Source organism: Kitasatospora albolonga (genome assembly GCA_002082585.1).
In the GTDB taxonomy this organism is placed as follows: Bacteria; Actinomycetota; Actinomycetes; order Streptomycetales; family Streptomycetaceae; genus Streptomyces; species Streptomyces stephensoniae.
The window spans coordinates 2,888,396-2,908,914 of sequence record CP020563.1; the positions used below are offsets into that span (position 1 = coordinate 2,888,396).

Genomic DNA, 20,519 nt, shown 5'->3' on the forward strand with positions numbered 1-20,519 from the left:
GTTATTGCCTCATCCGTTCGGCCGATCACCGCCGCACCGATGCCACCGTCTTCAGCGACATCACCGGAGCCTTCTTCATGCGTCTCGTCACCCGTATCGCCGTCAACACCTCCTGTGGGCTGGCCCTGGTGGCCCTCGCCGCCTGCGGGTCCGGCACGGCCGCCGGCCCGTTCGGGGACCTGTCGGGCTCCGAAGTCACCACCAAGGCCATCACGGCGACCAAGAAGGCCGCGTCGCTGCGGCTCTCCGTCGACATGGTCACCGAGGACGGCCGGATCAAGGCCGACTTCTCCAGCAGCACGTCCGGGGAGTGCACCGGAACCCTCGCCCAGGGCACGGAGGGGTCCGTGGAGATCATCAGGACCGGCGGCACCGTCTACACCAAGTACGACGAGGCGCTGCTGCGCTCGGAGGGGAAGGGCGAGCCGGCGGCGGAGGTCGACGCGACGGTGGAGATGCTCGCGGGCCGTTGGATGGCGATGAAGGCGTCCGACCCGGACGCCAAGGACATGACGGAGTTCTGTGACCTCAAGGGGCTGCTGAAGGACGTGGAGGCGAAGGACACGGCGGCGCGCAAGGCGGGTCAGACGGAGGTCGACGGCAAGCGCGCCCTACGGCTGACGGAGAAGGACGGGAAGGAGAAGTTCACGATCCTGGTGGCCACCGAGGGCGAGCCGTACATCCTGCGGATCACGTCCGAGGGCGGGAAGGAGCCGATGACGATGAACCTGTCCGACTTCGGCAAGCCGGTCGTGGCGAAGAAGCCCGCCGCGAAGGACATCATCGACCTGGGGCAGTGAAGTCCACCTCGGCGGCGGGCAGCACACGGCCGCTCCGCCCCGGGAAGCTCAGGTTCCGGTAGATCTCGCTGTGGTGCGCGATCGACGCCTCCGGCGCGGCGTACGGGCCGGAGGCAGGGCGGGGGCCGGAAGCGGGGGCCGCCGGAACAGGCGCCCCGGGCCGCCGACCGCACCGGAATCACGCCCCCAGGGCGCACCGGAATCACGCATCACCGCGCGCCCTCCCCCCGCGCACCCCTCCCCCTCACACCCGGTGCCGCACCCACACGTTGGGCTCCGCGTAGACCGCGTACCCGTGCGCGGGCGAGCAGTGCACCGGCACCAGCGCGCCCGGCACCTCCACCGGCCCCTCCGTGTCGAACGGCAGCCCGGTCCACTCCCGCCACTGCGCGAGCGTCCCGCTCACCGTCATCGACACCGGGGCCACGGAGTCCACGACCCCGCCCGCCCGGACGTGGACCCGCAGCCACGGGTCCTCCGGCAGCCCGTCCTCGGCGCGGGTGAGCCGGGCGTACTCCTCCATCGGCAGCGCGGCCCGCAGGTGCTTGCCGCTCGGCCGCACCGGGGCGACGACCTCGCCGAAGCCGAGCCGTCGGGCGTTCTCCCGCAGCGCGGCCAGCATCCGGCCCGAGAACCCCTTGCCGTGGTGGCCGGTGGCGACCGTGATCTCGATCGCGCTGACGGTGTCGGGGGTCCGCCCGCGCCGCAGGTCGGAGAAGGCCCACAGCAGCACCCGGTCCCAGCCGCCGACAGGCAACTCCTCGCGCCCGGGGGCGTTCAGCTCGAAGGGGACGCTGTAGGCGCGGGCGACCACGGTGCCGTCCGGGTCGGTGGCGACGAGCACGTACTGCGGGAACTCGACGGCGATCCGCCCGAAGTTCGCCCAGCCGACGATGTCCTCCAGGACGAACTCCGGCCAGGTGTCCGGCATCCGGCCCAGGGCATCGGCGAGCTCGGGGCGTTCGGCGAGCGTGGTGATGTGCAGATCCATGCGGCGGACCCTAACCGCACCGTACCGCTGTGACCAGCCATTTTCCCCATACGGGGACCCTCCGGGCGGGCGTCCCGCAGCCGCCTGCCGGAAGCCGGAACCGTGAAGTGTCCATGCCGCGTCCCCAGCCGTGACTTCGTGCCCGTACGCCACTCGACGAGGAGCAGCACCATGACCCAGCCAGGCAGCACGCCGTCCCGCCCCAGGAGAGGGGCCGGGTGTCTGCAGAGCCTCGTGGTGCTGGCGGTGATCCTCGGCCTGGCCTACGGCGCGTCGAAGGTGTTCGGCGACAAGGACTCGTCGTCCACGGCGTCCTCGTCCCCCTCCTCCGCCTCGGACGGCAAGGGCGGCAGCTGGGAGGTGGGTGACTGCGGCGGACCGGACCCGGAGAACAAGCCGGACGGCTACCGCGCGTTCGACTGCGACGACGCCGGGGCGACCTTCAAGGCGCTGGAGATCAAGAGCGCGAGCATCCTGCCCAACGCCATCCAGTGCCCGGCCGGAACGGACCTGATCATCCAGGTCTCCCGGGTCTTCGGCTCCGGCGACAACAAGAAGAGCAGCGGCATCCCCACCAACACCGTCTGCGGCCGGAACCTGTCCGGCGACCACCCCGGGGACGCGGGCGCCGGGGGCGGCCAGCTGGTGAAGGGCGACTGCATCACCCCGACCGCCAAGGAGATCGCCTGCGCCGAGGCCGGGTCCGACGCCTTCAAGGTGCTCGACCTGGTCAAGGAGAAGGAGGAGTGCCCGCCGGGGACCACCGAACCGATGCAGCTGATGATGGCGATGGGCCGCCCGTACGACGTGATCTGCGGCGGCAAGGTCTAGGGCGCGTCCGGCGGATAGGCGCACTCACCCCCCGCACTGGGCAAGCATGACCCGCTTGTCCGGCGCGGTGACGGGGAGCCCGTACTTCAGCGCAACCTGGGCGAACCGCACCGCGTACGAGCAGCGGACCGGCTTGTACGGCGGCAGCCAGGAGGCCGGACCGGAGTCGCCCTTGGCGTTGTTGGCCGGGCCGTCCACCGGCAGGAGGTTGAGCGGGTCGTTGGCGATCCGCTGGCGCTCGGCCGCGCTCCAATGGGCGGCGCCCAGCTGCCAGTTGTACGAGAGCGGCACCACATGATCGATCTGCACCCGGTCCGCCTGCCGCTTGCGCCAGTCGATGGACTCGCCTGTATAGGGGTCCTTGAGCTTCATCGCGACGACGACGCAGTGGGAGCCCGAGCGGTGCTTGATGTCCTGGCCGTCGCGGGCGAGGAGGTCGTTGCGGGTGTCACAGCCGTTCCGGGCGAACGGGACCCCGTCGATCTCGTCCTTCCACGCCGGGCCGAACCTGCTCCGCTCGTACCCGGTCTTCGGGCCACGCCCCTTGGTGGCGACCTTCTCGATGACCGCCCGCGCGGCGGCCCGCTCCCCGTCCGACACGATGGGCGCGAGCCCCGGCCCCGTACCGTCGGGATTCCCCAGCGGACTGACCCCGAACCCGTCGACGGACTCCCCGCCATCGCTTCCGCCCGCACGCCCGTCGGGGCCGCACCCGGCCAGGGCGAGCACGGCAAGGGCACCGAGGGCGGACAGCGCCACGGCCCGGGCCCGGGGCGTACGGGGAGGGAGCACGAGGGGCCGTCCTGACGAGGGGGGGAGGGAACCGGACACCCGAATCCTATGGTTGACCTCAAGTCGGGTTGAGCTTCTAGGGTCGGGGTGCCCTTGTCGACGTGCTGAGACGTACCCCGGAAGGAACGGCCATGAGGACGCTGGTGCTGGGAAGGACGCCCGCCAGGGTGGCAGCTGTGCTGGCCACGCTGCACGAGGACGGTTTCGACGCGGAGGGGGTGAGCACCGACGAGGAGACCCGGAAGCTGCTGGAGACCGAGGAGTTCGGGGTGCTGATCATCGGCGGGGGTGTGGGGCCGGACTCCCGCGCCACGATCAAGGAACTCGCGGCGCGGCACCGGGTGCGGCGGGTGATCGACGGCGCCCTGACGGCCCCGTTCGACGTCTATGTACGGCGGGAGTTCGAACCGCTGATCCGGGAGACCGCCGCCGAGGGGTGACGGCGGCCGGGCCCCGCCCTCCAGTAGCCCACCGGCGAACGGGCTGAATGGACCCAAGATCAGGGAGGTTCGGGCCCGTTGGCCCGTTCGCCGCTTCGCCTTCACTTTGAACACCCTGCTGGCCTGTACCGACACCTCCGGCCGGATGCATCGGTAAGGTGCCGGTCACCCCGGGGTGAACTCGTACTGCACCTCGTACAGGTGCCCCGCCTTGACCATCACCGTGGCCTCGATGGGCCGGTCGTGGTCGCTGAACACCACGCGCAGGGTGCGCAGGACCGGCAGGTCGCCGGGGAGGCGGAGGAGGCGGTAGCGGGGCACGGTGGCTCGGGAAGGGGAGCGGACCGCTACCCCAGGATCGTCGTCAGGAACTCCCCCGTCCACGACAGCAGTTCCCGGCCCACCACCGGCTTCCCGCCGATGCGGCCCGTCGTCGGGCGCGGGACCAGGATCTGGTGGGCGGCGGGCTTGATGACCGTCTTGGGGTGGAGGCGCTTGAGGCGCAGTTCCTGGGACTCGCGCAGCTCCACCGGGGCGAAGCGGATGTTGGAGCCCTGGAGGACGATCTCGCCGACTCCGCAGGCGCGGGCCAGCATGCGCAGGCCGGCCACCAGGAGGAGGTTCTCGACCGGTTCGGGCAGGGGGCCGTAGCGGTCGGTGAGCTCCTCGCGGACCGCGCGGATGTCGTCCTCCGAGGTGGCCGAGGCGATCGCGCGGTACGCCTGGAGGCGCAGGCGCTCGCCGGGGGCGTAGTCGTGCGGGACGTGCGCGTCGACCGGGAGCTCGATCTTGACCTCGAGCGGGGGCTCCTCCTCGGCGCCGCCCTCCATCTGGGCCCGGTAGTCGGCGACCGCCTCGCCCACCATGCGTACGTACAGGTCGAAGCCGACGCCCGCGATGTGGCCCGACTGCTCGCCGCCGAGCAGATTGCCCGCGCCGCGGATCTCCAGATCCTTCATCGCCACGTACATGCCCGCGCCCATCTCCGTGTGCTGGGCGATCGTCGCCAGGCGCTCGTGAGCCGTCTCCGTCAGGGGCTTCTCGGGCGGGTACAGGAAGTAGGCGTAGCCCCGGTCGCGGCCTCGGCCCACCCGGCCGCGCAGCTGGTGCAGCTGGGAGAGGCCGAAGTTGTCGCCGCGCTCCACGATCAGCGTGTTGGCGTTGGAGATGTCGATACCGGACTCGACGATCGTCGTGGAGACCAGGACGTCGAACTTCTTCTCCCAGAAGTCCACCACCACCTGTTCCAGAGCCTGTTCGGACATCTGCCCGTGCGCTGTCGCGATCCGCGCCTCGGGGACGATCTCGCGGAGGCGGGCGGCGGCCCGGTCGATGGACTCGACCCGGTTGTGGATGTAGAAGACCTGGCCCTCCCGCAGGAGTTCACGCCGGATCGCCGCGCCGATCTGCTTCTCCTCGTACGGACCGACGAAGGTGAGCACCGGGTGGCGCTCCTCCGGCGGGGTGGTGATCGTGGACATCTCGCGGATGCCGGTGACCGCCATTTCGAGCGTACGGGGAATGGGCGTCGCGGACATGGTGAGGACGTCCACGTTGGCGCGGAGCTTCTTCAGCTGCTCCTTGTGCTCGACACCGAACCGCTGCTCCTCGTCCACGATGACCAGGCCGAGGTCCTTGAACTTCGTCTCGGAGGAGAAGAGGCGGTGGGTGCCGATGACCAGGTCGACCGAGCCGTCCTTCAGCCCTTCGAGCGTCGCCTTGGACTCCGTTTCCGACTGGAAGCGGCTCAGGGCGCGGACGTTGACCGGGAATTGGGAGTAGCGCTCGGTGAACGTGCCGTAGTGCTGCTGGACCAGGAGTGTGGTGGGGACGAGCACCGCCACCTGCTTGCCGTCCTGCACCGCCTTGAACGCCGCCCGGACCGCGATCTCCGTCTTCCCGTACCCCACGTCACCGCAGATCAGCCGGTCCATCGGGACCGTCTTCTCCATGTCCTCCTTGACCTCGGCGATCGTGGAGAGCTGGTCCGGCGTCTCCGCGTACGGGAACGCGTCCTCCAGCTCCCGCTGCCAGGGCGTGTCCGCGCCGAAGGCGTGGCCGGGGGCCGCCATCCGGGCCGAGTACAGCTTGATCAGGTCCGCGGCGATCTCCTTGACCGCCTTCTTCGCCCGCTGCTTCGTCTTCGTCCAGTCGGCGCCGCCGAGCCGGTGCAGGGTCGGGGCCTCGCCGCCCACGTACTTGGTGACCTGCTCCAGCTGGTCGGTCGGGATGTAGAGCCGGTCGCCGGGCTGGCCGCGCTTGGCGGGGGCGTACTCGACCAGCAGGTACTCGCGGGTCGCGCCCTGGACCGTGCGCTGCACCATCTCCACGTACCGGCCGACACCGTGCTGCTCGTGGACGATGTAGTCCCCGAGCTCCAGCGTCAGCGGGTCGATCGTCTTGCGGCGGCGGGCCGGCATCCGGCCGAGGTCCTTGGTGGCGGTGCGCTGGCCGGTGAGGTCGGTCTCGGTGAGCACCGCGAGCTTCAGCGCCGGGTCGACGAAGCCCTGGTCGATGGCGCCGCAGGAGACATGGACCAGGGACGGGGGGATCTCGGTGAGGTCCGGCGCCAGACGCGCCGGGATGCCCTCGCCGCTGAGCACTTCGACCGTACGGGAGGCGAGCCCCTGGCCCTCCGTCACGTACACCGTGCGCCACCCGTCGGCCAGCCACCCCTTGGTGTCGGCGAGCGCACGGGCGGTGTCGCCCCGGTACGCCTCCGGGGCGTGCATCGACAGCTTGAGGGTGTCCTCGTCGTGGTCGGCGTCGTCGGCCGCGAAGGGAGAGGTCGACCACCACATCATCCCCAGCTCGCGGGCCCGGTCCCGGACGTCCGCGATGCTCCACAGCGAGGCCGCGCCCACGTCGATCGGGGCCTCCCCGCCGCCCGCCGTCGCCGCCCACGACGCCTGGAGGAACTCCTGACTCGTGGCGACCAGGTCGGCCGCCCGGGTCCGGACCCGCTCCGGATCGCAGACCAGCGCCATCGCGTCCTTCGGCAGGACGTCGAGCAGCAGCTCCATGTCGTCCACCAGGACCGGGGCCAGCGACTCCATGCCCTCGACCGCGATGCCCTCCGCGATCTTGCCGAGCAGCTCGCCCAGCTCCGGGTGCGCCTCGGCGAGGGCGGCGGCCCGCTCCCGTACCTTCTCGGTCAGCAGCAGCTCACGGCAGGGCGGCGCCCACAGCCCGTGCGCGGCCACCTCCAGGGACCGCTGGTCGGCGATCTTGAAGTACCGGATCTCCTCGACGTCGTCGCCCCAGAACTCCACCCGAAGGGGGTGCTCCTCGGTCGGCGGGAAGACGTCCAGGATTCCCCCGCGTACGGCGAACTCGCCCCGCTTCTCCACCAGCTCCACCCGGGAGTACGCGGCGGCCGACAGCGCCTCCACCACCTCCCCCAGGTCCGCGCTCTGCCCACCGGCCAGCGCCACGGGCTGGAGCTCGCCGAGCCCCTTGACCTGCGGCTGGAGCACGGAACGGATCGGCGCGACGACCACCGATACCGGGCCCGTCTCCGGGTCGTCCTCGCGCGGGTGGGCCAGGCGCCGCAGCACGGCGATGCGGCGGCCCACGGTGTCCGAGCGCGGGGAGAGGCGCTCGTGCGGCAGGGTCTCCCAGGACGGGAACTCCGCCACCGTGTCCGGCGGCAGCAGCGTACGCAGGGCGGCGGCCAGATCCTCGGCCTCCCGGCCGGTCGCGGTGACGGCCAGCACGGTCCTGCCGGTCTGCCGGGCCAGCGCGGCCACGGCGAACGGCCGGGCACCGGGTGGGCCCACCAGGTCGACGTGCATGCGGTGGCCGTCGGTGGCGGCTTTCACCGCCTCGGCGATCGCCGGGTCGGTAACGACGACATCCAGCAGACCGTGCAGGCTCATAGGGGCATCCGTCCGGGTCATGGGGTGTTCAGGTGCCGCCGCGGCGGCCGGGGCAACGCGAAGAGCCCGACACGTGGGACGAGCCGGGGATTCCAGACTACGACCCGGGGGTGACAGCCGCTCCCGCGAGCCGGAGCGTGGCCGGTTCGCACGCATACCGGGGCGCCGGTGCGGGGAGTCTCCCCGGTGTCGGGTGCCGGGACCCGTGCGCGGGGCGGCCGGGCGCGGCCCCGCGGCCGTTCCCGGGCACCGGCGGGCCCCTGTTCCTTCCGCCCGTCGTTCCACCGGGACCGCTCGTCGCCGGTCGCCCGCCGCTCGTCTCCGTACGGCACCCGGTTCCGTCCGGGGTCCTCACAGGAGTGATCCCAGCGTCTAGTCTGTGGCCGACCAGGGGCACGACGGTTTCCGAGGGATCGCACGAACAGTTCCACCGGCCGCCACAGCGGGCGGCGACCGGCACCGCGGGGCGATCCCCCGAGGTGCGCGGACTCAAGCGGACACCAGGTATCGGGGGCGTACGTGGGCGAGAACGAGATGGCGGTCTTCGGAGTCTCCGACGCCGAGGAGGAGGTCTACCGCCACTTCCTGCGCAACCCCTCCACCGCCGCCGACGAGCTCCACCTCCTCCTGCACACCGATCCCGGCCAGGCCCGCGCCCGGATCGACCGGCTGCGGGAGCTGGGGCTGCTGCGCGTGGAGGACGACGGCCGCCGGATCGCCCCCGAGGACCCCGAGACCGCGCTCTCCCGTCTGATCGACCTGCGGCTCCACGCACTCCACCAGGAGCTCCAGCGCGTCACCCGGTCGCGGCACGTCATTGATGGTCTACGCGCGGAGCAGGGCGCCCGGACGCCGCCCCCGCAGGGCATCGAGCAGCTGGAGGGGCTGGCCCAGATCCGCAACCGGATCGACGACCTCGCCTTCTTCGCCCGGGACGAGATCCTCGCCGTGGAGCCGTACACCCGGCTCTCCCCGGAGAACATCGCCCGGTCCCGGCCGCTGGACCTGCGCTGTCTGAGACGGGGCGTCAAGCTCCGCAACGTCGTCTCCGCCGCTGCCCTCCAGGACCCGCCCACCGCCGCCTATCTGCGGGAGCTGTCCGAGCACGGGGCGTCGATCCGGGTCACCGCCGACACCTCCGAACGGCTCCTCGTCTACGACCGCAGGGCCGCCCTCGTCCCGCTGGACCCCCAGGACACCTCCCGGGGCGCGCTGCTCGCCCACCGCAGCGGGCTCGTCTCCAACATCATCGCTCTCTTCGAACGGATCTGGGACCAGGCCCACGAGCTGCCCGCGGCCGACGGCGGGAGCGGAGCGGCCCCCGGCGGGCTCTCCCCCATGGAGCGGCGGGTCCTGGTGGCGATGTGCACGGTCGGCAAGGACGAGGCCGGGGCCCGGGAGCTGGGTGTGTCCGTACGGACCTACCGGCGCCATGTCGCCGAGCTGATGCAGACCCTGGGCGCCGCCAGCCGCGCCCAGGCCGCGCTGCTCGCCCGCGAGCGGGGCTGGATCTGACGAGCCGGGTACAGGACCCCTGTACAGGGGTCCTGTACAGGGGTCCCGTACAGGGGGAGGTCCGGCGGCCCCCGGGACGGCGCCGTCAGAACTCCTCCGTCCACCCCCGCAGCGCCGTGTCCGCCAGGGCACGGGACACCGCCCGCCGCACCGCCGGGCCGTCCGTCGCCCCCGCCAGCTCGACCCGCACCACCACCCGGTCCTGGTCGGCCTCCGGGTGGCAGGACCAGTGGCCGGGGAGCAGCCCGAGGAGCCGTACGACGGTGGTCCAGCCGGTGGGGGCGGCCCGGTCACGGCGTACGAGGACGATGTCGGCGACCCCGCCCGGCGCGGCGGGCGTCATGGCCCCGCCTCTCCGGCGCGGTGCGGGGGCCCGGCGGCCCCGTCGCCCGGCCCCGGGGCCAGCACCTGCCGGGCCGCCGCCGCCAGCGCCGTGATGCCCGCCGGGAGCGCCGTCCGTACGTCGGGGGCGAAGCCGGGGGCGTGGTTCGGGGCCACGGGGGCGCCGCCGGAGCGGGCCGCGCGCCACTCCCGTACGCCGGTGGTGCCGAGCAGCCAGTACGCCGTCGGCACCCCGCCCGCCGCGAAGTGCGGGAAGTCCTCGGTGGCCGTCGCGGGGGCGGTGTCCAGGACCCGGTCCGCGCCGAACGCCCTCTCGTGGGCGCGGCGGACCGCCACCGTGAGCGCCGGGTCGGGGTGGAGGGCGGGCGAACGGGCGGTCACCGTGAGGTCCGGTTCGCGCGGGGCGCCCGAGGCGGCGGCCTGGGCCCGTACGACCCGGGTCGCGGCGGCCAGCAGGCGGTCGAGGGCCGAGTCGGTGAACGCCCTTGCGGTGAGCGAGAGTTCCGCGGTGTCCGGCGTGACGTTTCCGCGCTCACCGGCCCGCACCGAGCCCACGGTGAGCACGGCGTGTTCGGCGGGGGCGGTCGTGCGGGCCACCACCGGCTGGAGCCCGAGCACGGTGGCGGCGGCCATCAGGACCGGGTCGACGGTGAGGTGCGGGGTCGCCGCGTGGCCGCCCCGGCCGTACAGGGTGATGTCGGCCGCGACGCTGCCCGCCATCAGGGGTGCCCCGGCCGGAGCGTGGGCGAGGGTCCCGGCGGGGAGCGGGGCGGTGTGCTGGGCGAGGGCCGCGTCCGGGGTGCCGAACCATTCGTACAGCCGCCCGTCCGCCAGCATCGACCGGGCTCCGCTCAGCGTCTCCTCGGCGGGCTGGCCCACCACGAGCAGGGTGCCGCGCCAGCTCCCCCGGTCGGCGGCGAGGAGGGCCACCGCCCCGGTGAGGGCCGCGATGTGCAGGTCGTGGCCGCAGGCGTGCATGACTCCGGGGGTGGTGCTCGCGTAGGGCAGGCCGGTGGCCTCGGTGACGGGGAGCGCGTCGAGTTCGGTGCGCAGGAGCACGGTGGGGCCGGGGCCGTTGCGCAGGACTCCAACGAGCCCGTGGCCGCCGCCGACGGCCCGGGTGACCGTGAGTCCGTGCTCGGCCAGCCGGGCGGCGAGGAGGCCGGCGGTGCGGTGTTCGTGGCCGGAGAGTTCGGGGTGGGCGTGCAGGTCGAGGTAGAGCGCCAGGGCGGCGCGGAGCAGGGGGCGGGGCGGGGGTGCGGGGGTGCCTTCCGCGCCCGCACCGATCGCTCCCGTGTGCCCGGCGGCGCCCGTGTGCCCGGCGGCGCCCGTCCGACCGTCACCGTCACCGCCCGTCCGACCGTCACCGTCACCGCCCGTCCGACCGTCACCGTCACCGCCCGCGTGCCGGTTCTCGTCCGGGGCACCCGCGCAGTTCGCGGCGTCCACGCCCTCAGCTCCGTCCGCGCCGTTCATACCGTCCGCGTCATCCGGGCCTCTCGCCGTTCTCGCCGCTGTGACCACTTCGCACCTCTTCTCTGCTCAACGAGCTTGATCCGTCGGGCCGTCAGGAACCCTGCCGTCCCGCTGTCACCGGGTGTCGGCGAAGTGACAGCGAAAGCGCGGCCGATGTGACAGCGGGCCCCCCTCCAATGGACGCAGGAGCGGGGACAGCGGGCCGGAAAGCCTCCGGCAGGTCCCCCACGACACCAGGGAGAACACCATGGCCCCCAAGACCGAGCTGACCACCCTCGCCGACGAGATCCTGGAGCTGGAGTCGGAGACCTTCGAAATCTCGGACTACTCCGACGCGTCCGAGGTCGTGCTGGCCGGTTCGACGTCCTGCTCCTCGACGTCCACCTGCTCCAGCACCACCAGCACCACCTCCTGCAGCGCCTGACAGCCTCTTCCCGGCGCGCGTACGGCAGCCCCCTCCGTCGGCCGGAGAGGGCTGCCGTCCGTGGTGCGGCACGGGAGGGGTCACGGGAACGGGTGCGGGGCGGCCTTGATCTCCGCCTCCGGCAGATCGTCCGGCCGCCGCCCGGCCGCCCTCGGCGCGGTCCGCAGCCGGGGCATGAGCAGCGCACGCTGCCGGCTCCATCCGAAGTCCAGGGGCAGCAGGCCCGGGACGGTGGTGGAGACGGTGTGCAGGCCCATCCGGCGCTGTTCGGGGGTGGTCTGGTCGACGGCGATGACGTCGTACCCGGCCGCCGTCAACCGGTCGCGCAGGAACCGCAGATCGTCCAGCAGGTCGTCGGTGCGCGGGCGCAGCGGCTCCCAGTCGGCGAACGTCTCCTCCAGCGGGAGTACGGCGGCGGGTTCCAGGTACTCCGCCGCGTGCCGGGCCATCGACGGCAGCCCGTAGAGCTGGGCGTGGTCCTTGAGGTGCAGCACCTTGGTGAAGTCCCGCTCCATCTCCTCCAGTTCGGCGCGGCGCTCGGCCACCTGGTACGGCAGGTGCGGGATGTAGGTGAGGACTTCGGAGAGGGCCGCCTCCACCGTCTCTGCCGGGTCGAAGCCCGCCGCCGCGCTGAAGGAGAGCGCGCCGTCGCCGCCGTCCCGCCGGACCGCGAGGGCGGTGACGACGGGGACGGCCAGGTCCATCCGGGTGTCGAAGGCGTGCACGTCGTAGCCGTGCAGGGCGGCCCGGTCGAGCATCGAGCGGACGGCGGGGGTGGTGGCGGTGGTGAGGTCGATGGCGGTGAGGCGGGCGCGGCCGTACCAGGCGAGGAGGAAGGCGTCCCGCTCGACCAGTTCGAGGAGGCCGAAGAGGATGGCCTCCTCCGGACTCCCGCCGGTGGCACAGCCGTTGGAGCACTCGAAGACGAAGTTGTCGGCGGCGACCCCGGCGCTGTAGTGGGCGAGCCGGGCCGGGACGAGGATCGGCGCGTCGTCGCGCAGGGAGTGGCCCCAGACCCAGGGGATGGCCCGGTCGGGGTCGAAGGGGCTGACCAGGTGGTCGGAGGCGTAGGTCTCGGGGGCGTAGAAGCCGCAGTCGGCGGGGTTCAGGACCCGGGTGCCGGACCGGGCGGCGAGGGCGGTGTAGCTGTCGGTGACCGGGGAGGTGCCGCGCCTGCGGTGGGTGCCCGCGTACCGCTCCAGGCCCTCCAGGTGGGCGAGGGTGCGGCTGGTGGCGTACCGGTTGGCCTGGCCGCTCCACGTGACGTCGTTGAGGCCGGCGTAGCCCCGGACGAAGTGGCTCCCGGCGGCGGGTGCGGTGGTGGTGGAAGCGGGGTTGATCCAGACGTCCGGACCGAGCGCCCCGCACACGGGGTTGGCGAGCGCGGCGGTCGGCAGGGCGTAGGAGTCCAGGGTGCGGACGCGGTAGGTGCCGGGGGTCGGTTTGGGGGTGGGGGCGAGCGTCATCCGGGCCGCCTCCGCCGTGTCGGGGACCTCGGGGACGCAGGCGGGGCAGAGCGGTTCGGGGAGCAGCGGGAAGGTGGCCGTGGCGAGGGTGACCAGGTCGACCCGGGTGACCTGGGGCAGCGCCCGGTCGGCGGGGGTGGCGTCGGGGTCGGTGACCCGGGTGGCCGCGTCCCGGGTGACCGGCTCCGTGTCCGGGTGGCCCCGGTGGCCGGTCAGCACCGCGCTGTACGCGGCCCAGACCGCGTCCACCGCGTACGCGGTCAGCACCGGCCAGCGTACGGCGCCCCGCGGCTCGTACCCCAGCTCCAGTGCCTCCCGCTCCGACCGGCTCCGCAGCCGCTGCCACCGCATCGCCAGGCACTGCCCGCACGCGGCGTCCCGGGGCCCGCCGCCCCAGGGGCCGATCAGCACGGCCCGGGAGGTGAGCTGGACGTTGGCGGCCGGGCGGGTGTCGGCGTACGGGTCCCGGTGGCCGAAGCCGAGGGTGTCGGCCGCCCCGAGCGGCACGACGTACGGCGCGGGCGGACCGCCGCCACGGGCCCGGGCGTGGCGGGCGGTCAGGGCCGACTGGAGCCGGACGCGTGCCAGGTCCAGCGGGGTCGCGGCGGTCGCCTCCGTCATGACTTGTCGCTCCAGCGGAAGGTCTTCAGCGCCAGCGCGCCGAGGACGAGGGCGAATCCGGCGAGCACCGCGCAGGCGACGCCGATGTCCGACAGGGGGCCGCCGCCGGTCAGCGCGCCGGAGACCCCGTCGTTGAGGTAGCGCAGCGGCAGGACGCGGGAGAGGTCCTGCATCCAGCCGGGCATGGCGTCGAGCGGGAAGAACGAGCCGGAGAGGAACGCCATGGGGATCATCAGGCAGTTGGCGACGGCGGCGACCGCCTCGGGCGTCTTGGCGTAGCTGCCGACGATGACGCCGAGCGCGAGGAACGCGGTGATGCCGAGAACCAGCACCGGAATGACGAGCGGCCAGCGGCCGTCCACCTGGAGCCCGAAGGAGGGGAGCATCGCCACGGCCACGAACAGCGCCGTCTGGACGGCCCCGATGCCGAGCCCCAGGACATAGCGCGAGGCGAGCACGGCGGAGACGGGGGTGGGCGTCATCCGGATCAGCCGGAGGATGTCGTCGCGCCGCCACTGCATGAGGACGAACCCGACGCCGAAGACGGCGGCGTTGCCGACGCCCCAGGACAGGACGCCGGGCGCAATGTAGTTGATGTAGGGCTTGCCGCTCTGCTCGACGGTCTGGCCGTGGAAGATCAGCCCGAACACGACGAGGAAGATCAGCGGGAAGGCGAAGGTGAAGAACAGGGTGGTGCGGTCGCGGGTGTAGGCCCGGTAGCCGGCCTGGCTCAGCGCGGTGTAGGCGCTCATGGGGGTGTCTCCGTATCGGTGGTTCACGAGGGGGCGTCAGCGGGTTCGCGGGGGTACCGGCGGGGCGGGAGGGCTACGCCGGGGGCCGGGCCCCGGCCTCCGGCGGCTGCTCCGGCGTTCCGGCGGCGGTCAGCGTCAGGTAGACGTCCTCCAGGCTCGCCGTCCTGGTCTGTACGCCCTGGAGCCCCGCGATCCCGTCGACGGCCGCGAGCACCGGGCCCGAGGTGAGGGTTTCCAGGACGACCGAGCCACCCTCCTCGGTGACCCGGTCCACGCCCGGGATCGCGCGGGCCCGCTCCACGCTGAGCCGGTCCGCCGGAACCAGCAGCCGGGTGGTGGGGCTGGAGGCGGCGATGAGCCGGCCGGGGCTGTCGAGCGCGGCCACCTTGCCCGCGACCATGATCGCGACCCGGTCGCAGAGCGCCTCGGCCTCGTCCAGGTGGTGGGTGGTGTAGACGATGGTGCGGCCCGCGCCCTTGAGGTCCCGGAGCACCTGCCAGAGCGAGCGGCGGGCCTGCGGGTCGAGGGCGGCGGTCGGCTCGTCCAGGAAGATCAGCTCGGGGTCGTGGACGAGGGCGGAGGCGATGGCGAGCCGCTGCCGCTGTCCGCCGGAGAGGTCGTCGACCCGGGTGTTCCCCTGCTCGGTGAGGCCGACGGAGGCGAGGGCCCGTTCGGCGGCGGCCGCGTCGCACCGGTAGAGGGCGGCCATGGTGGCCAGGTGCTCGCGGGCGGTCAGCCGGACGAAGAACGACGAGGTCTGGGTCTGCACGCCGAGCCGGGGCAGCAGGGCGGTGTTGCGGGGCCAGGGGCTCTCGCCCAGGACCGTGACCGTCCCGGAGTCGGCGCGCCGCTGGCCCTCCATGATCTCGACGAGGGTGGTCTTGCCCGCCCCGTTGGGGCCGAGCAGCCCGAAGAACTCGCCGCGTTCGACGGTCAGGGAGACCCCGTCGACGGCCCGGGTGGTGCCGTACGTCTTGTGGACGCCGCTCAGCGCGACGGCGGCGGACCCTGCGGGTTCCGCCGGGGGGTCGTGCGGGGTCCGGGGGGCGGTGGACGTCATGGAACTCTCTCCTTGGACGGAACAGCGCGGCCTGGGAAGCGATCAGGCCGTCAGCAGATGATGGACGCCCGCGGCGACCGCCGCGACCGCAGCGACGAGAACCAGCACCGTGCCCAACGCGTAGCCGCGATAGGCGATTCGGGCCCGACGGGGGTACGTGGCTGCTTCCGGGGAGCGGCGCAGGGCGAGCCGCAGGTAGGCGCCGGTGGAGGCGGCGAGGCCGGTGGCCCCGGCCAGCTCGCTCGCGATCCTGTAGCCGTCGAGCGGCGGCAGCGGTACGAGCATCGCGAACGCCTGGACGCTGCCGAGGAGCAGCAGCGCGGAAATCGCCTCGTGCGTGGCGTCGTCGAGCGGGGCGAGGAGCCAGAGCGCGCAGAACGGGAGCAGGAAGAGGAGGTTCATCACGGCGCCCGCCGCGGCGGTGGCGATGCGGGGCCGACGACCGCCCAGATACGGGTAGTTGTCGACCGTGCAGTACATGATGACGGCCGGGAGCCGCCAGCGCAGCCCGATCTCCGCGACCCGGCCGCCGTAGTGCCGGGCCACCACTCCGTGGGCCAGTTCGTGGAGGGCGGTGCTCACCCAGAGCAGGATCGCGATGCCGGTCAGCAGGACGGGGTTGGTAAACAACTCCCGTACAGCGATGAGCAGTTCGCCGGAATGGGCGATGACGAGCGCCTCCATGGCCACCAACAGCACCAGCAGCGGCACCGTCGCCCAGGGCGTGAGCAGGAAGCCGAAGACCCGGTGGAGGCGGGCGGTGGTGGCGTCGGCGTCGGCGACCAGGGGGAGGGTGCCGCGCAGGAGGGTGCGCGGAGCGGGCGGTACGGCCGGTGCGGGCCGTTCGGGTGCTCCGGCCAGGAGCCCCTTCGCCCCCAGGGCGGCCAGGAGCTGCCGCCAGTGGGCGTCGCCCAGGCGCCGCCCGTACTCCCCCGCGTACTCCTCACCGATCTCCGCGAGGCTCCGCTCGCCGTCCATGCGGGCGATCAGGAAGTGTTCCTTGGGCCCGACCTTGAAGGAGTTGCCGCTCCCGGTGTCCTTGACCAGGTGGACGGTGGCGGCTCCGTCGAGCAGCGGGCCGCTGAGCAGGACACCGGGGCGCAGTCCGGGGCGGTGGGCGGCGAACCCGGCGGCAGCCCCGGGCGTTCCGGTTGCCCCGGACGTGCTCATGCGGACTCCTTGAGGACCCGGCCCAGAACATGGCTGAGATACGCCTCGTCCCGGATCGTCACGTGCAGCCGATTGTTGGTCATGTGCATGTACGGGGAGAGCAGCAGCGGGAGCGCGGTCTCCGGGTCGGTGATCCGCTCGTCCCGCTCACCGTCCCAGGACCGGAAGACCAGGTCCCCGTCGACGGCCAGCTTCCGCGCCCGGTCCCGGAGTTCGGCGCAGTGCTCGGCCCACCCGGCCAGCGAGCCGGGCAGCGAACGGGGGCTCCCGGGCGGGGCGGTGGCGGCCCGGACGCGGGCGAACCGGTCCCGCAGCCCGTCTGCCGTGCGGGCGTAGTTGCGGTCGTACTCGTCGGTGCCGATGAAGCCGGTGCCGGGGAAGGCGCGGTGCCAGAACGCGTAGTAGCTGTCCAGGTACCGGGTCAGTTCGTCGCGCTCCGGGAGGAACGTCGAGGCGATCACCATCATCAGCTGGGCCGAGGTGCCGAGCAGGACCGTGCGCAGATGGAGGTTCTTGGTGGCGAGCGCGTCGATGACCAGGTTGCTGGAGTGGCGGAAGTGCCACTCGGCCAGCTCGATCCCGGCCGGGCCGCCGTACTTCCCGAACTCCGGCTCGTAGGGCTCGCGGTGGCGGGAGTTGTTGGGGCGCAGGTTCATCCGGCCCCGGTCGTCGGTGTAGTGGCCGCGCTCGCCGCCGGGGAACTCGATGTCGAAGAGGGCGTTGTAGAAGTCGTTGAGGAACCCGGAGTCGACCTCGTACAGCGCGGGGCGCTCCGCGAGGAAGGCGTCCACGGCCTGTTCGGTGCGGCGGGCCACCTCGGCCTCGGCGCCGGGCGACGACGGCTTGAGGCGCAGGCGTACGTGGGGGCCCTCCAGCCAGTAGTTGATGAAGAAGTACCCAGCGAGCAGCCCGTCCGCCTCCAGCTCCGCGACCAGCGGGCGGACGCAGCGCAGGAGGAAGGGGCGGGGGTTGGCGGCGTAGAAGACATGGGTGGCCTGCCAGGCGCCTGTGGTGCTCTCGGGCGTGGTGGCGGGTGCGGTGGGGGGTGTCACGGGGTCCTCCTGCGGGCGGGTACGGCCGTCTCCACGGCCAGTTCGGCGACATGGCGGCCGTGGCCGGAGACGGTGTGCAGGGCGTCCTCGTCGGGGAGCGCCTCGCGGAACACCACCCGGGCCTCCGGGGTCCTGACCAGGGCCTCGAAGGCCGCCAGGGAGAGCGGGCTGTCGAAGTCCAGGTACTGCGGCTTGGCCCCGGTCGCGCCCCGGGCCCCGGTGTCGGAGACGGTGGCGAAAACCCGGTCGGGCAGGCCGTGTTCACGCCGGAAGGCGTGCCAGTCCAGGAACCAGCCGTCCTCCGGCACCCCGGCCCGGTGCAGCGGCAGGGCGGTGGCGGGGGCGCTCCAGCTGCGTCGGCCGAGGACCAGCGAGCCGTGCCGGACCCGGGGCCGGGTAGTGACCCCGCCCGCGTCCGGCGCGCCTTCGGGGACCCCGCCCCAGACGTTGAGCGGGGCCATGGAGGTCGGGGAGAGGAGGAGCAGGGTGCGGGGCAGTTCGGGGAGGGCGAGGGGGACCAGGTAGCCGAGGTAGACGGGGATCACCTCGCGGCCCAGCCGGGCCGAGCGCAGGACCAGCCGGCCGCCCCCGGGGTCGTGGACCAGGAAGAGGTCGTCCAGGGTGATCCTGAACTCGGCTGCCAGGGTGCCGCGTTCACCCGGGCAGACGATCTCGTACGGGACGAGCCTGCCGTGCAGGTTGAGGTTGCTGGTGACCGGGCCGCCGGTGACCTCGGCCAGGACGGCCCCCTCGGGCACCAGGGTCTCCGCGTCGGCCAGGAGCCGTTCGTCGAGCCCGTCGAAGAGCTGGGTGAACCGGCTGAAGGGGAACGAGACGCCGCCGTAGGACCGGTTGAGGACCACGAGCGGGTCGCCGGGGCGGTCGGCGATCTGGAGGTGGTGGCTCATCGGCGCGAAGTCCGGCGCCAGTCCGTCCAGTTGCCCGGCGACCTCGGCCAGGAAGCCGTCGTCCACCCGCACTTCGGCCGCCTCCGGCCCGGCCGCCTCCCACAGGGCGGTCATCCGGGCGGTGAAGGTGCGCCGGGCGGCGTCGAGGGCGCGCAGCCGGTCCAGGCCCAGCCAGTTGACCTCGGGGACGTAGGTGCCGTCGGCGTCGTACGGGGTGCGGGCGGCGGTGAACGTCATGTACTGGTCGAAGAAGTCCTCGTGGAAGTCGTGGACCAGCTTCAGGAGGTCGTCGCACCGGCCCCCGCGCCCGTACCGCGCGAGGAAGAACCCTTCGAAGGTGATCCGCTGCGGCAGGGTGAGGTCGAAGGCGGGCAGCACCCGCTCGACGGCGGCCAGCGGCCCGGCGGCCAGCGCCGCCCAGGCGGCGGGGTCCAGCTCGGTCCGCACCCGTACGGCGGCACCGACCGGAGCGCCCGCGCCACCCGCACCGCCCGGAGGCGCCACGGGGTCCGAAGCCCTCTCGCCGTCCGGGCCTCCTGGAGCGCCAGGCGCGTCCGAAACCCTGGCGCCGTCCGAAGCCCCCGTCGGTCCGACCCTGCCGGTCGGCCCCCGGCCGCCCGCCGCCACGTCCTCGTACAGCAGCGTCTGCGGCACCTTCGCCCGCTCCGCCCCCAACTCCTCCTCCTGCACCGCCCGGAGCTGGGCCCGCAGGGTGTCCAGCAGGACGCGCCGCTCCTCCGGCGAGGCGTCCGCGAACCGTTCGACGCACCGGGCGGGGCCCTCCAGCCGGTCCGCGAGCCGGTCGGCCCAGGCGCGCTCCAGGCCCCTCAGGGCCCCCTGGAACGCGCGCAGCGGGTCGGTGTCGTGCACCTCGGTCCGCAGACACGGCACCTGGACCATGCCCACGTCCAGCAGCGCCCCGAGGTACTGCTCGCACTCCTCGCGGGCGGCCCCCCGGTCGCGGCCCAGCCACTCCACCAGCTCCCCGTACCGCGGCACGCTCCCCCGCCGCTCCTCGAAGAGGGCGAGCAGCCGGTCCAGGGTGCCGCTGCGGCGCAGGAAGAACAGCCGGTCCTTCACCGCGTCGAACGTGACGGCCGTGTCGTCGTCGCCCGCCGTCACCCACCGCCGCACATACCGCACCCGGTCGTCGTCGCGGCCCCACCCGGAGGCGGGGGCGACCGGCAGATCGGCGCGGCGGGCCGGGTCGGCGATCACGGCGTCCGCGAGGCGGCCCAGCGCGACGACGTTGAGCCGGGCCTGCGTCCGCCACTCCTCGTCCACCCGCAGCCGCAACCCGTCGGTGCCGGTGAGCGAGCCGAGCGCCACCCCCGTGAAGGTGGAGAAGGGGCTCGTCTTGCACGCGGTCCGGTACACGTAACTCAGCAGCGAGCGCTCGATCTTGCGCTCCTTCTTGCCGGGCCGGGCGCCGTCCGCCGGGGCCGTCCGCCGGTACGTGTCGAGCTGGGCGTCCAGGGCCGGGGAGGCGAGCAGCAGGGCCCGGCGCAGCCGCTCGTGGCCGGCGAGCTCGCGCAGCGCCGCGCGGCCGCGGGCGGTCTCGGCGGCCAGCAGTGCGGCCCCCGCCGCGCGCCGCTCGTCGAGGGCGCGGCGGCCGGTCAGCCAGTCGGTGAGGGTGGCGGCCGCGGCGGGGTCCAGGGCGCGGACCCGGGAGAGCAGGGCGTCGGCCGTATCGGCGGCGGGCAGACGGTCGTTGAAGACGTCCCGGCGCAGCTTGAGCAGGGCGCGGCGGAGCGGCTCGTCGTCGCTGCCGCCGATCAGACCGTGCAGCCGGTCCCCGGCCTTCTCGGCGAGCAGCGCCAACTGGGCTTTCTCGTCCAGGACTTCATCGGCCCAGCGGCGCCCTGCCGGGGCGCGCAGCCGCCGCACGCTCTCGACCGGCAGCCCGGCGACCCGGACCATGAAGGCGGGCCGGAGACCCGAGTGGTCGACGGGCAGGGCTCCCGAGGGGTTCATCGCGAAACTCATGTCCGGTCCCCCCGC

The 20,519-nt window shown here is 73.4% G+C and carries 16 protein-coding genes and 2 pseudogenes; 5 read left to right on the forward strand and 13 right to left on the reverse strand.

The window, feature by feature from the left end; genetic code table 11:
• Positions 1-77 precede the first annotated feature (77 nt).
• Entirely contained in the window at positions 78-800 is a 723-nt protein-coding gene (locus B7C62_12415; GenBank protein ARF72980.1) for a hypothetical protein, read from the forward strand.
• Here the strand turns inward: B7C62_12415 and B7C62_12420 are convergent.
• Positions 781-915, reverse strand: a pseudogene (locus tag B7C62_12420) (cysteine hydrolase). The gene B7C62_12415 and the pseudogene B7C62_12420 sit on opposite strands and share 20 nt — an antisense overlap.
• Before the next feature lie 129 nt (positions 916-1,044).
• Entirely contained in the window at positions 1,045-1,791 is a 747-nt protein-coding gene (locus tag B7C62_12425) for an N-acetyltransferase (protein ID ARF72981.1), read from the reverse strand.
• A gap of 171 nt (positions 1,792-1,962) precedes the next feature.
• Between B7C62_12425 and B7C62_12430 the strand changes: the two genes are divergently transcribed.
• Entirely contained in the window at positions 1,963-2,622 is a 660-nt protein-coding gene (locus B7C62_12430) for a hypothetical protein (GenBank protein ARF72982.1), read from the forward strand.
• 24 nt (positions 2,623-2,646) lie between these two features.
• On the opposite strand, the gene B7C62_12435 is transcribed toward B7C62_12430, so the two are convergent.
• Complete coding sequence (locus B7C62_12435) at positions 2,647-3,414, reverse strand: HNH endonuclease (protein ARF72983.1); 768 nt, start codon at positions 3,412-3,414, stop codon at positions 2,647-2,649.
• A gap of 131 nt (positions 3,415-3,545) precedes the next feature.
• On the opposite strand from B7C62_12435, the gene B7C62_12440 reads away from it, so the two are divergent.
• The gene (locus B7C62_12440; protein ARF72984.1) at positions 3,546-3,854 is read left to right on the forward strand and encodes a hypothetical protein; all 309 of its coding nucleotides are present in this window, start codon (positions 3,546-3,548) and stop codon (positions 3,852-3,854) included.
• Positions 3,855-4,019: 165 nt separating this feature from the next.
• On the opposite strand, the pseudogene B7C62_12445 reads toward B7C62_12440, so the two are convergent.
• Together B7C62_12445 and B7C62_12450 are read right to left on the reverse strand one after the other, a co-directional pair.
• Positions 4,020-4,211, reverse strand: a pseudogene (locus tag B7C62_12445) (hypothetical protein).
• Positions 4,202-7,732 (reverse strand): transcription-repair coupling factor, encoded by a 3,531-nt coding sequence (locus B7C62_12450; protein ARF72985.1) that lies wholly within the window; start codon positions 7,730-7,732, stop codon positions 4,202-4,204. The pseudogene B7C62_12445 and the gene B7C62_12450 overlap by 10 nt, the downstream one beginning before the upstream one ends.
• 519 nt (positions 7,733-8,251) lie before the next feature.
• On the opposite strand from B7C62_12450, the gene B7C62_12455 reads away from it, so the two are divergent.
• Complete coding sequence (locus B7C62_12455; GenBank protein ID ARF72986.1) at positions 8,252-9,247, forward strand: helix-turn-helix transcriptional regulator; 996 nt, start codon at positions 8,252-8,254, stop codon at positions 9,245-9,247.
• A gap of 85 nt (positions 9,248-9,332) precedes the next feature.
• Here the strand turns inward: B7C62_12455 and B7C62_12460 are convergent, their stop codons facing one another.
• The gene (locus B7C62_12460) at positions 9,333-9,590 is read right to left on the reverse strand and encodes a hypothetical protein (GenBank protein ID ARF72987.1); all 258 of its coding nucleotides are present in this window, start codon (positions 9,588-9,590) and stop codon (positions 9,333-9,335) included.
• Positions 9,587-10,876 (reverse strand): amidohydrolase, encoded by a 1,290-nt coding sequence (locus B7C62_12465; GenBank protein ID ARF77126.1) that lies wholly within the window; start codon positions 10,874-10,876, stop codon positions 9,587-9,589. The genes B7C62_12460 and B7C62_12465 overlap by 4 nt, the downstream gene beginning before the upstream one ends.
• Positions 10,877-11,312: 436 nt before the next feature.
• Here B7C62_12465 and B7C62_12470 point away from each other — a divergent pair, with 436 nt between their 5' ends.
• Positions 11,313-11,489 carry a thiazolylpeptide-type bacteriocin gene (locus tag B7C62_12470; protein ID ARF72988.1) on the forward strand — a complete coding sequence of 59 codons (177 nt, stop codon included), beginning with the start codon at positions 11,313-11,315 and terminating at the stop codon, positions 11,487-11,489.
• An 80-nt stretch (positions 11,490-11,569) separates the two neighbouring features.
• On the opposite strand, the gene B7C62_12475 is transcribed toward B7C62_12470, so the two are convergent.
• From B7C62_12475 to B7C62_12500, 6 genes are all read right to left on the reverse strand, one after another.
• A complete protein-coding gene (locus B7C62_12475) occupies positions 11,570-13,576 on the reverse strand; it encodes a cyclodehydratase (protein ARF72989.1) in 2,007 nt (668 codons plus the stop codon).
• A complete protein-coding gene (locus tag B7C62_12480; GenBank protein ID ARF72990.1) occupies positions 13,573-14,328 on the reverse strand; it encodes an ABC transporter in 756 nt (251 codons plus the stop codon). Before B7C62_12480 ends, B7C62_12475 begins: the two co-directional genes overlap by 4 nt.
• A 73-nt stretch (positions 14,329-14,401) precedes the next feature.
• Positions 14,402-15,388, reverse strand: a complete 987-nt coding sequence (locus tag B7C62_12485; protein ID ARF72991.1) for an ABC transporter — start codon at positions 15,386-15,388, stop codon at positions 14,402-14,404.
• 42 nt (positions 15,389-15,430) lie between these two features.
• A complete protein-coding gene (locus B7C62_12490; GenBank protein ID ARF72992.1) occupies positions 15,431-16,558 on the reverse strand; it encodes a peptidase M50 in 1,128 nt (375 codons plus the stop codon).
• Positions 16,555-17,610, reverse strand: coding sequence for a lantibiotic biosynthesis protein (locus tag B7C62_12495; GenBank protein ARF72993.1), 1,056 nt, complete (start codon positions 17,608-17,610; stop codon positions 16,555-16,557). Before B7C62_12495 ends, B7C62_12490 begins: the two co-directional genes overlap by 4 nt.
• On the reverse strand, positions 17,607-20,504 hold the full coding sequence (locus B7C62_12500; GenBank protein ARF72994.1) for a lantibiotic dehydratase: 2,898 nt from the start codon (positions 20,502-20,504) through the stop codon (positions 17,607-17,609). Before B7C62_12500 ends, B7C62_12495 begins: the two co-directional genes overlap by 4 nt.
• Positions 20,505-20,519 lie beyond the last annotated feature (15 nt).